The organism is Siminovitchia fortis (assembly GCF_007681465.1).
GTDB classification, from domain to species: Bacteria; Bacillota; Bacilli; order Bacillales; family Bacillaceae_C; genus Siminovitchia; species Siminovitchia fortis.
Genome location: NZ_VEKZ01000082.1, coordinates 1 through 10795, shown reverse-complemented (window position 1 = coordinate 10795; position 10795 = coordinate 1). Strand labels below are relative to the sequence as shown.

The 10795-nt window shown below is 45.2% G+C and carries 9 protein-coding genes and 1 riboswitch; of the genes, 8 read left to right on the top strand and 1 reads right to left on the bottom strand.

Going from position 1 to position 10795, the window contains the following annotated elements; genetic code table 11:
* Positions 1-260: 260 nt before the first annotated feature.
* The 3 genes from FS666_RS17905 to FS666_RS17895 all read left to right on the top strand — a co-directional run bounded on the left by FS666_RS17905 (position 261) and on the right by FS666_RS17895 (position 2814).
* Positions 261-554, top strand: a complete 294-nt coding sequence (locus tag FS666_RS17905) for a hypothetical protein (protein ID WP_144463631.1) — start codon at positions 261-263, stop codon at positions 552-554.
* Positions 554-1147 carry a peroxiredoxin family protein gene (locus FS666_RS17900; protein WP_144463630.1) on the top strand — a complete coding sequence of 198 codons (594 nt, stop codon included), beginning with the start codon at positions 554-556 and terminating at the stop codon, positions 1145-1147. Before FS666_RS17905 ends, FS666_RS17900 begins: the two co-directional genes overlap by 1 nt.
* A 113-nt stretch (positions 1148-1260) precedes the next feature.
* Positions 1261-1367, top strand: a riboswitch (SAM riboswitch).
* Between the two features lie 142 nt (positions 1368-1509).
* Positions 1510-2814, top strand: a complete 1305-nt coding sequence (locus tag FS666_RS17895) for an O-acetylhomoserine aminocarboxypropyltransferase/cysteine synthase family protein (RefSeq protein ID WP_120075522.1) — start codon at positions 1510-1512, stop codon at positions 2812-2814.
* Positions 2815-2904: 90 nt separating this feature from the next.
* Here the strand turns inward: FS666_RS17895 and FS666_RS17890 are convergent, their stop codons facing one another.
* Entirely contained in the window at positions 2905-3657 is a 753-nt protein-coding gene (locus tag FS666_RS17890; protein WP_144463629.1) for a DUF3891 family protein, read from the bottom strand.
* A 118-nt stretch (positions 3658-3775) separates the two neighbouring features.
* Between FS666_RS17890 and FS666_RS17885 the strand changes: the two genes are divergently transcribed.
* The 5 genes from FS666_RS17885 (at position 3776) to FS666_RS17865 (ending at position 10685) form a co-directional block, all read left to right on the top strand.
* The gene (locus tag FS666_RS17885) at positions 3776-5215 is read left to right on the top strand and encodes a S41 family peptidase (protein WP_120075516.1); all 1440 of its coding nucleotides are present in this window, start codon (positions 3776-3778) and stop codon (positions 5213-5215) included.
* A gap of 193 nt (positions 5216-5408) precedes the next feature.
* Entirely contained in the window at positions 5409-6602 is a 1194-nt protein-coding gene (locus FS666_RS17880; protein WP_144463628.1) for a PDZ domain-containing protein, read from the top strand.
* Between the two features lie 210 nt (positions 6603-6812).
* The gene (locus FS666_RS17875) at positions 6813-7883 is read left to right on the top strand and encodes an ABC transporter ATP-binding protein (RefSeq protein ID WP_144463627.1); all 1071 of its coding nucleotides are present in this window, start codon (positions 6813-6815) and stop codon (positions 7881-7883) included.
* 162 nt (positions 7884-8045) lie between these two features.
* The gene (locus FS666_RS17870) at positions 8046-9014 is read left to right on the top strand and encodes an ABC transporter ATP-binding protein (RefSeq protein ID WP_120075510.1); all 969 of its coding nucleotides are present in this window, start codon (positions 8046-8048) and stop codon (positions 9012-9014) included.
* A 51-nt stretch (positions 9015-9065) separates the two neighbouring features.
* Positions 9066-10685, top strand: a complete 1620-nt coding sequence (locus tag FS666_RS17865) for an ABC transporter substrate-binding protein (protein ID WP_144463626.1) — start codon at positions 9066-9068, stop codon at positions 10683-10685.
* Positions 10686-10795: the final 110 nt, after the last annotated feature.

Genomic DNA, 10795 nt, shown 5'->3' with positions numbered 1-10795 from the left:
CAATGGAACCGTGACCCTTTAGGGTCCGGGAACCTCCCCATTTTAATGGGGAGAGGTTTCAGAGCAATGCCTTTTTTATCTCTGTACTGACATGGAAGCTGAGCGTCATTCTGTTCCAATTTCAAACTGCAGTTAAAAATCCTTTTTCCGTCGTGTATTTTAACGGCGGCCTTAAAGGATATTGGATTGGATTCGCAGCTGCTTTCCTTTATTTATTTTTTGCCGCAAGAAAATCCGCGATTTTGGAAAAGAGTCTCCAAATGGAAGTATGGATTGTGATGATTACAGTATATGAGCTTGTCTTCTATTTATTAACCAAATGGCATATATTGCTTTTAAGCTTACAATTGATCGGGAGTATCGCCTTTTTCATTTGGTTGAGGAAAAAATCGGCTGAATCAGTTTGGAGTATTCAAATTCTCGTACTATACCTTTGTTTTCTGGGGCTTATTCACTCATTGGCAGGAAATTTGTTTTCCGTCCCAATGGCGACTTATACAGCCGGCAGTTTTATGATTAGCTGGGCCGCATGGAAAGGAAGTCGAAAATATTAATGAACAAAAGGATATTCGGTTTGGCACTTATCGCACTGCTTGTCGGAATCGTTGTTGTAAACATCATCCAGGATGTACGCGAGAATGATGAAATCGAAGCCGCTCAGGAGGAGTTTTTAACGCAATCGCAAACAGAGGAGCAAACTAGTGAAGGCCTAAAAAATGGGGATGTCCCGCCGGATTTTGAGCTGGAAACTTTAGAGGGTGCTTCTGTAAAGCTGTCAGACTATAAAGGCAAAAAGGTCATTCTGAATTTCTGGGCGTCCTGGTGCCCGCCGTGTAAAGCGGAGATGCCCCATATGGAAAATTACTATAAAACAAAGGCCAAACAGCAAAATACGGAAATTTTAGCCGTGAATTTGACGAATGCCGAGCGGGGAGGGAACGTCAACAAAAAGGTTGAGAATTTCATTGAAGAATACGATCTTACATTTACTGTGCCTCTTGACGAAAGCGGAGAGATCGGTAAAACTTATGGGGCATTCACCATCCCGACGACTTACATGATTGATACGAATGGCAAGATCCATACGAAAATCATTGGTCCGATGGATGAAGAAACGATTGAAAAGATCGTATCTGAAATGAAATAATATCCAAAATGTAAAATAATTCATTTTAGTGTTGACAGTTCATGGACCAGTGGTATATAGTATTATCCAAGAGCTCGACAGAGCTGAACAATTACATGAATTAACAAGTAACACTCTTATCAAGAGCGGCGGAGGGAATAGGCCCTGTGATGCCCGGCAACCTTCAGTTTTTCTGAAAAGGTGCTAATTCCTACAAGTCTATTGACTTGGAAGATAAGGGGAGGAATCGTCATATCGGCCCTCTTCTTATACGGAAGAGGGCTTTTAGTTTTCTTTTCCCCCTTCCTAAACGGCATTGTATTTGCGCCGTTTTATTACCAACTGTTCCGATCGAATTAAAAAACTTTAAGGAGGAAGAAAAAATGACACAAGAAAAAAATTATCAGCCGGAAACAATTTTATTGCATGGAGGACAGGAGCCTGATGCTACAGGATCACGTGCTGTTCCTGTTTACAGAACAACCTCCTATGTATTTAACGATACAGAACATGCTCAAAAACTATTTGCTCTGGAAGAACAAGGAAATATTTATACAAGAATTATGAACCCGACGGTTGACGTATTTGAAAAAAGAGTTGCCGAGCTTGAAGGGGGGACGGCTGCTGTTGCCCTTTCTTCCGGAGCGGCCGCTATCGCGTTTACCATTTTGAACATTGCCCGTGCAGGTGACGAAATTTTAGCTGCTACGGATCTTTATGGAGGCACATACAACCTGTTCTCCATTTCGCTGCCAAAGTACGGCATTAATGTAAAATTCGTCGATCCGACCGATCCGGAAAACTTCCGCAAGGCGATCACTCCGAAAACAAAAGCGATCTACGGGGAGATCATCGGAAACCCAAGCCTTCATGTATTGGATGTTGAAGCCGTTGCAAAAGTAGCTCATGATAACAATATTCCATTGATTGTAGACAGTACTTTTGCGACACCGTATCTGTGCAAGCCGATTGAGTACGGCGCTGACATCGTTGTCCACTCTGCTACCAAATGGATTGGCGGTCATGGTACAGCCATCGGCGGTGTCGTAGTGGATGGTGGAAAATTTGATTGGAACAACGAAAAATTCCCTGATTTTGTTGAACCGGACAGAAGCTATCACGGCATCCGTTACGGAATCGATGTCCCCGGTGCGGCTTTTGCGACAAAACTCCGCGTACATCTGCTCCGCGACTTCGGCCCATGCCTGAGCCCGGATAATGCCTTTATTTTCCTTCAAGGACTTGAGACATTGCATGTACGGATTGAAAAGCATATAGAAAATGCGAAAGCTGTCGCTGAATTCCTGAAAAATCATGATGCAGTAGAATGGGTGTCCTATCCGGGATTGGAGGACCATCCTGCACATGAGCTCGCTAAAAAATACTTGCCTAAAGGTCCTGGAGCCATTGTGAATTTCGGAATCAAAGGCGGAAGAGAAGCCGGCAGAAAAACAATCGACAACGTCAAACTCTGGTCACACGTAGCGAACGTCGGGGATGCGAAATCGTTGATCATCCATCCTGCCTCTACAACTCACCAGCAATTGAGCGCCGAAGAATTGAAAGACACAGGCGTAACAGAAGAATTGATCAGATTGGCGGTTGGATTGGAGTCTGTTGAAGATATTACTGCGGACCTTGCGCAAGCGATTGAAAAAGCCGTTGAGGCGGTGGGCCAAGCAAAATAAGAATGATACTGAAAAGCCGGATGTGCAGTGCAATGCACCCCGGCTTTTTTACGTGATTTCTGTATTCACACCATCGTAAAAATCAGCTTTTCATATATGAGGTGTCATTGTGATGGAAAATTTCTCTAGAGGGGCTTCCAAGCAGCTCTTGATCAATCCCTTTTTTATAATATCCTCTTTGCGCACGGTTTTTTGCTTCAAAGTCACCGTGCACGCCTTTTCGAGTGGGAAATCCTCTACCTGAACCGTATTCTCATTAATCCAACGCACATTCAATTTCCCATTCAGACCAAGTGCAGGCGCTAAGGGGATGCCATTCCGGAAAAAAGGATTCTCGTTCTTTCCGGGTTCGTTCAAACATATAAACAGCGACAGGTTATCGAAAAGCTGAAGCAAACCATAATGAAATCCGAATAAAGCAGGATCGAAACGGGGCAGCGTTTCAATCAGTTGTTCCTGGCGTGCTTTTTCCTTTTTTACAAAAGCCTTGGCCTCTTCCGACTCATCGTGAAGCAGGAATCTTGTGTAATGTTCGCTGCATAAAAGGGCGGCGTATGCATCTTCCTTGGCGACTTCATCGATACCATGTTGATAAATGAGTGTTTTCAACGGCGTCGGAAAGTTGGTGAAGGAGTACGGAGCGAGCTCGCTGTCATTCCAAATCGGCTGCTTGTCTGCAAGCTTCCATCCGCAGTCATGCTGGTAAACGGCAAATGTTACCGATTCCCTTGCCTGCCCTTTAAGCAACTCCTCTTTCAAGCAGCACATCAACTTGCCCGAAATCTCCGCATGATGATGCTGCTCAATCATGACAAATTCATCCGGCCGTTCTCTGACTATCATAAGGCAAACCGCCTTTCCAAGCTTTTTTACATCGTATCACAATTAAGAAAAACCTTCATAACTTGTCCATCGCCGGCATAGATTTTGAAGTAAGGTGAACCGGTTGAGGGGGAAGACGATGAACAAAAAATGGCTGGCATTGGTCGCCGCCTGCTCTTTGTTTTTGGGGGCCGGCGGGACATATGCAGGAATGAAATGGAAAGAATCCAATTCAAAAGACAATCCAATTGAAGAAAAGCAAAGCACAAACAAGTCCTCGGTGGTATCGGGCAATCTTGAAAAAATAGAGCAGGCTTATCAATTGATTCAAAAATCATACGTTAAAAAAGTGGATCACGAACAGCTCGTTCAGGGTGCCATTCAGGGGATGATCGGAACGTTGAAGGATCCGTACTCCGTCTATATGGATGCGGCAACGGCGGAACGCTTCAACGACAGTCTCGATTCATCGTTTGACGGAATAGGAGCACAGGTCACGATTGAGGAAGGCAAGCTGATCATTGTGGCGCCTATTAAAAATACACCGGCTGAAAAGGCAGGTCTCAAACCGCGGGATCAAATTTTAAAAATTGACGGTGAATCGGTGGAAGGGCTGGATTTATATGAAGCTACAACAAAAATCCGCGGGGAAAAAGGGACAGTTGTCAAGTTGGAGATTTTGCGCAAAGGGGCGAGCAAACCGTTTGCGGTGGAAATCACCCGTGAAGAAGTGCCGGTTGTGACCGTTTTTGCCGATATGAAAAAGAATGGGGATAAAAAAATCGGTTATATAGAGATCACCTCTTTTGCAGAGGGGACGGCCCGGGAGTTTACAAGCGAGCTGAACAGATTGGAGAAGGAAGGAATGGCCGGCCTCATTATCGATGTCCGTGGCAATCCGGGAGGCATGCTCTCCAGTGTGGAGGAAATATTACAGCAGTTGGTTACAAATAAAAAGCCCTACGTTCAAATCGAAGAAAGAAGCGGAAAAAAGAATCCTTATTTTTCTGGCCTGGAAGAAAGGAAAGCCTATCCGATTACTGTACTGATTGATGAAGGAAGTGCCTCAGCATCAGAAATTTTAGCCGGCGCCTTAAAGGAAGCCGAAGGCTATGATTTGGTGGGAACCAAGTCTTTTGGAAAAGGAACGGTCCAGCAGGCCATCCCACTTGAGGACGGGAGCAATATTAAACTGACGATGTTCAAATGGCTGACGCCTGACGGCAACTGGATTCATGAAAAAGGAATCGCACCGACGATAGAAGTCGAACAGCCGGAATATTTCCACGCTCATTCATTGACAGTCGAAAAAGAGCTGGCCCGTGACATGAATAGCGAAGAAGTGAAGATTGCCCAAGAGTTATTGACAGGGCTCGGCTATGGTCCGGGACGGACGGATGGATATTTCGACGGCCAGACGGAACGTGCCGTACGGGCATTCCAATCAATTGAAAAAGTGCCGGTAACAGGAAAAATTGATCAAAAAACCGCCGAAAAGCTGGAAGAGGCAGTCATCAAGGAAATTCAGGATGAACGAAATGATCTCCAGCTTCAGGTGGCATTAAAATCAATGAAATAAATCGGCAAACTTATCGACGGCCACGCAAGCCACTCTTGCGTGGCCGTTTTGGACTCATAATACCCGTTTTACAGTTGCAAACAGTGGGCAGGGGCCTGTACCTTTGTCTTCTTCTAAAAAAATATGCATTTCTCCCTGATAAAATCTTTGATAGAATAAGAGATAATCATTCATTCCAGAGGGAGGCTGCAAGATGGTGCAATTATGGCTGTTCGAATTAGCCAAGGGAATAGGCAGGCTTTTTCTGAATCCTGTATTATATTTTTCTATCCTACTGGTGCTCTTTGCCGGTTTTATTAGAATAAAAAGGGAACGGAACGATTTTAATGTCAGAGTCCATGACCAATTCCATGAACTGAAGCATTTGCTCCCTGCAGGACTTCTGGCAGGTATGAGCTTATCCATCATAACGATTATAACCGGATTGACGATTCCCCTCGAAATGTTTGCATTGATTGCCATCACCACCATTCTTCTGGGAGTGATCGGCAACGCCAGGCTGCTTTCTCCTGCATATACTGTAGGTCTTCCGATTCTAATTGTGTTTACTATCACGTTTTTTAGTGTACATATTCCTTACACAGATACATTATTGGAAAACAGCCGATTTTTAATAGGGATTCCCATTCTGCTTGGTGTTCTCCTCTTATCAGAAGGGATTCTAATGTTAAAAAACGGCTTGAAAGATGTTTCTCCCAAGCTGCGGACAAGCCGAAGGGGGCTTACGATAGGCGCACTTCAAATCAAACGGGTGTGGCTGCTCCCCATTTTCTTTTTTCTGCCTGCAGGCCCTTTGACGGCTCCGTTTGACTGGTGGCCGGTGATCGACTGGGGAACAGAGACGTATTCACTTATACTCGTCCCTTTTGCACTCGGCTTCCAGAACCAGGTCCAAAGCAGTTTGCCAAGCCAGGCGGTTGAAAGATTGGCAAAACAAATCATTCTTTTGGGTGTGATCATCCTTGCCGCATCGTCAGCCGGTTTCTATTACCAGGAATATATTCCTCCGGTTATTGCAGGCATCGCCATTCTCGGACGGCTGTTCATTTCATACAGACACCGTGTCAAGGAAAATAATACGCTCTATTATTTTACACCCCGAAACAGCGGAGTTATGATACTGGACATTATTCCGGGGACGCCGGCAAGTAAAATGGAGCTGAAAACGGGAGAAATTATCCAGGCCTGCAACAATGTGGCGGTTTCCAATAAAGATGAATTGTATAAAGCACTTTTGAAAAATCGTGCTTATTGCAAGCTTGAGGTGCTTGATGTGAAGGGCGAAATCCGATTTGAGCAATGTGCCCTCTACGAAGGCGATCACCACGAACTTGGGATTCTTTTTGTAGAAAAACGTTCGAAAGGCAATCGGGACAGAGCGATGTAGTCGGATATTGACAATAAAAGCGGATCAGACAAGGGCTGGCCCGCTTATTTGCTATGTATTCCGATGCCAATCTTCAATCCGCAGTTCATTTTCCAATAATAAAAAGGACTTACGAAAAAAGTATCGAATACTTTAATAGACTGTAATCTAGGCATTTATATACATATCATTCTATTTTTCATATTGCCAATTTTTCGTTTTAATGTAATAATGTTTTTGAAATATAGTAAGTCATCCTCAGAAGGGAGCGAGGCAGTGGATAATGCATTATTAAAAGTAGAAGGGCTGAGAACCTCTTTTTTTACAGATGATGGGGAAATCCCGATTGTAAACAGCATCGACTTTCATGTCCGATCCGGTGAAGTCCTCGGAATTGTCGGGGAATCGGGATGCGGAAAAAGCGTCACTTCTTTGTCTATCATGGGGCTTATTCCGGCACAAACGGGAAAAGTGGATGGCCAAATCTTATTTAAAGGAGAAAACCTCGCTTTGGCATCGGAAAAGCGAATGCGGCAAATCCGGGGCAATGAAATCGCCATGATCTTTCAGGAACCGATGACGAGCCTGAATCCGGTTTTTACCATCGGCGAGCAGCTGCTGGAAGCTATTCAGATCCATAGGAAACTACCAAAAAAGAAAGCAAAAGAGCGTGCGGTTGAAATGTTGAAGCTTGTGGGCCTTCCGCGTGCGGAGCAATTGCTCAATGAATATCCTCACCAGCTTTCCGGTGGGATGAGGCAGCGCGTCATGATCGCGATGGCGATGATCTGCAATCCGGAATTGTTGATTGCGGATGAGCCGACAACGGCACTGGATGTCACCATTCAGGCGCAAATTCTTGACTTGATGAAAGCGCTTAACAAAGACACGGATACTGCGATTATTATGATTACGCACGATTTGGGAGTCGTGGCTGAAATGTGCAGCCGCGTCATTGTCATGTATGCCGGGCATATCGTGGAAGAAGCGGATGTCAAAACGATTTTTAAAAATCCGAAACATCCCTATACGGTTGGATTGATCCAGTCTGTCCCGGATATGCGCCATAAAAAGGAGCGGCTTTATTCAATAGAGGGCAATGTGCCAAAACCCGGTTCAATCCAAACAGGCTGCCACTTCGCACCACGGTGTGAACATGCTTTTGACCGCTGCTTTGCCCAAACCCCTGACCTTTTGAATCTATCAGATGTACATAAAGTGAAATGTTGGTTGTATGAAACTAAGAAAAGCGAAAGCGCCTTGCCCATCGACGTACAGACTGGAGTGCCTCCGACGAGATAAAGGAAACACGGCGAGGAACGAGCCGATGTTGACTTATCGTAGGAGGAGGTGCGAAGTCTGCTAGTCGATAGGCGCTGGAGCTAGACATGACGCATATTATTCGAATAAAAAGCTTATCCTCATTTTTATCCTCTTTATAAGCGAAAAAGGAGAAGTCAGCGGATGACAGATCGATTATTGGAAGTCGAGGGTTTAAAGAAAAGCTTTCCCATCCAAGGCGGGGCGTTCGGGAAACAAATAGGCGAAGTGAAAGCGGTTGATGATGTATCGTTTTTTATTAAGAAAGGCGAAACATTGGGGCTTGTCGGCGAAAGCGGATGCGGAAAGTCAACGACAGGCAAAACGCTGCTCCGTCTTCTGGAACCGACAGAAGGAAAAATATACTTTGAAGGAAAAGAGATCACGAACCTTCCCAAAAATGAAATGCGCCGTCTTCGCAGGGAAATGCAGATGGTGTTCCAGGACCCGTTCGCTTCCTTAAACCCAAGGCATAAAGTTGAAAAAATATTGGAGGAGCCATTGATCGTTCATGGCGTGACAGATTCAAAAGAGCGAAAGAAAAGGGTGCGCCAGCTGCTGGAAATCGTGGGGCTCAATGATTATCACGCAAAGAGGTATCCTCATCAATTCAGCGGGGGCCAACGGCAAAGGATCGGCATTGCAAGGGCCTTGGCTGTCCATCCAAAGCTCATTGTAGCGGATGAGCCTGTCTCTGCCCTTGATGTATCCATCCAATCGCAAGTTTTGAACCTGCTGAAGGATTTACAGGAAGAATTTGATTTGACCTATCTATTTATCGCACATGATCTGGGGGTTGTCCGGCATATCAGCGATCGGGTAGGAGTCATGTACCTTGGAAGGATCGTGGAGCTTGCGGATAGCGAAGAATTGTATGAAAATCCGAAACATCCATATACGAAAGCGCTATTATCGGCTGTACCTGTTCCAGATGTTGATTTCCAAAAGGAGCGAGTTATTTTACGCGGAGATGTGCCAAGCCCGGCGAATCCGCCAGCGGGCTGTGCGTTCCATACGCGCTGTCCGGCGGCAATGGAACAATGTGCTCACAAACGTCCATTGTTCAAAGAAGTTGAAAAAGGCCATTACGCGGCGTGCCACTTGTATGAGTGACTGATCGCGTGAAATAAATAAAAGGCAAAAATCATGAATGGGGGCAAAAACATGAAGAAGGGTTTATCCATTGCTTTTTCACTGCTGCTCGTCCTGTCTTTGGCTCTTATGGGCTGTTCCGGATCGAAAGAGACTGGAAAAGAAAAGGGCGGAGAAAAGAAAGAAAAAACAGCTGAAAGCGGCGGAACAATGATTTACGCTCGCGGAGGGGATGCAGTCAAGCTTGACCCAATAACGGTTACGGACGGTGAATCCTTAATCGTAACGCACCAGATACTTGAGACACTTGTGAAATATGAGAAGGAAACGGCGGACATTGTCCCGGGCCTTGCCAAAGACTGGGAAGTTTCTGATGACGGGACAACGTACACATTCGAATTGGAGGAAGGTGTAAAGTTCCATGACGGCACTGATTTCAATGCGGATGCAGTCGTTAAAAACTTCGAACGTTGGATGAACGGGAAAGACGAAGCGGAATTCCCTTATTTTGTTTCTCAATTTGGAGGGTTTAAAGGTGAGGAAGCCGCAGTTATTAAAGAAGTGAAAGCGGTTGATGAACATACGGTTGAGTTCACTTTATTCAGACCGCAAGCGCCATTCCTAAAGAACTTGGCCATGACACCGTTTGGCATTTCAAGCCCGGCAGCCATTGAAAAGTTTGGTGACAAATACATCGAAAATCCGGTTGGAACAGGACCGTTCAAGTTTGAGAGCTGGAAACGGAATGACACAATCACAGTCGTCAAAAATGAGGACTACTGGAAGGAAGGGCTTCCGAAGCTGGATAAAGTCATCTTTAAAGTCATCACGGACAACTCTGCCCGTTTAAACGCATTGATTAAAGGTGAAGTGGACTTAATCGATGGGTTAAATCCAAGTGACGTCGAAAAGGTAAAAGCGGATAGCAACCTGCAAATTTTTGAGCGTCCGTCTATGAACGTCGGCTATTTGGGATTCAATGTTGAAAAGGAACCTTTTGATAACAAAAAAGTCCGCCAGGCCATCAGCCACGCAATAAACAAGCAGGCGATCATCGACAACTTCTATGAAGGAACGGCTGAACCAGCGAAAAACCCGATTCCGCCTTCCATCAACGGATATAACGACGAAATCGAAGATTATGAGTTTGATTTGGATAAAGCGAAAAAGCTGCTGGAAGAAGCCGGATTCAAGGATGGATTCAAGATGGATTTATGGGCCATGCCAGTACCACGTCCATACATGCCAAACGGCCAAAAGGTGGCTGAAGCAATCCAGGCTGACCTTGAAAAGCTCAACATTGAAGCCAATATTGTTTCGATGGAATGGGGCACTTATTTGGAAAAAGTACGGGATGGAGAAGCTCCGATGTTTATGCTTGGATGGACTGGCGACAACGGGGACGCAGATAACTTCCTATATGCCCTGTTGGATAAAGACAGCATCGGATCCAACAACTATTCAAGGTATGCGAGTGAGGATGTTCACAAGCTGTTGATTGAGGCACAAACAGAAACGGATGAAGATAAGCGCAGCGAACTGTATAAAGAGGCATTGGAAATCATTCACGATGATGCTCCATGGGTACCGCTCGCCCATTCCGTGCCGCAGCTCGCCGGAAAGAGTACAATAGACGGATTCTTCCCGCATCCGACAGGGTCTCAAGCGTTTGACGATGTGTCAATGGAATAGGGATTTGCGAGGGGAGTGGGCGTACTCCCCTTTTTTGGCTGAGTAAGAGAGTATAAGATTTTTTAGCTTTAAAATTTTGAACAAAGCCTTTTGTTGTCTAGCTCCAGCGC

Coding starts and splice junctions, on each gene's coding strand:
- FS666_RS17905 (WP_144463631.1), top strand. CDS start 261: ATGGAAGTATGGATTGTGATGATTACAGTATATGAGCTTGTCTTCTAT.
- FS666_RS17900 (WP_144463630.1), top strand. CDS start 554: ATGAACAAAAGGATATTCGGTTTGGCACTTATCGCACTGCTTGTCGGA.
- FS666_RS17895 (WP_120075522.1), top strand. CDS start 1,510: ATGACACAAGAAAAAAATTATCAGCCGGAAACAATTTTATTGCATGGA.
- FS666_RS17890 (WP_144463629.1), bottom strand. CDS start 3,657: ATGATAGTCAGAGAACGGCCGGATGAATTTGTCATGATTGAGCAGCAT.
- FS666_RS17885 (WP_120075516.1), top strand. CDS start 3,776: ATGAACAAAAAATGGCTGGCATTGGTCGCCGCCTGCTCTTTGTTTTTG.
- FS666_RS17880 (WP_144463628.1), top strand. CDS start 5,409: ATGGTGCAATTATGGCTGTTCGAATTAGCCAAGGGAATAGGCAGGCTT.
- FS666_RS17875 (WP_144463627.1), top strand. CDS start 6,813: ATGTTTTTGAAATATAGTAAGTCATCCTCAGAAGGGAGCGAGGCAGTG.
- FS666_RS17870 (WP_120075510.1), top strand. CDS start 8,046: ATGACAGATCGATTATTGGAAGTCGAGGGTTTAAAGAAAAGCTTTCCC.
- FS666_RS17865 (WP_144463626.1), top strand. CDS start 9,066: ATGAAGAAGGGTTTATCCATTGCTTTTTCACTGCTGCTCGTCCTGTCT.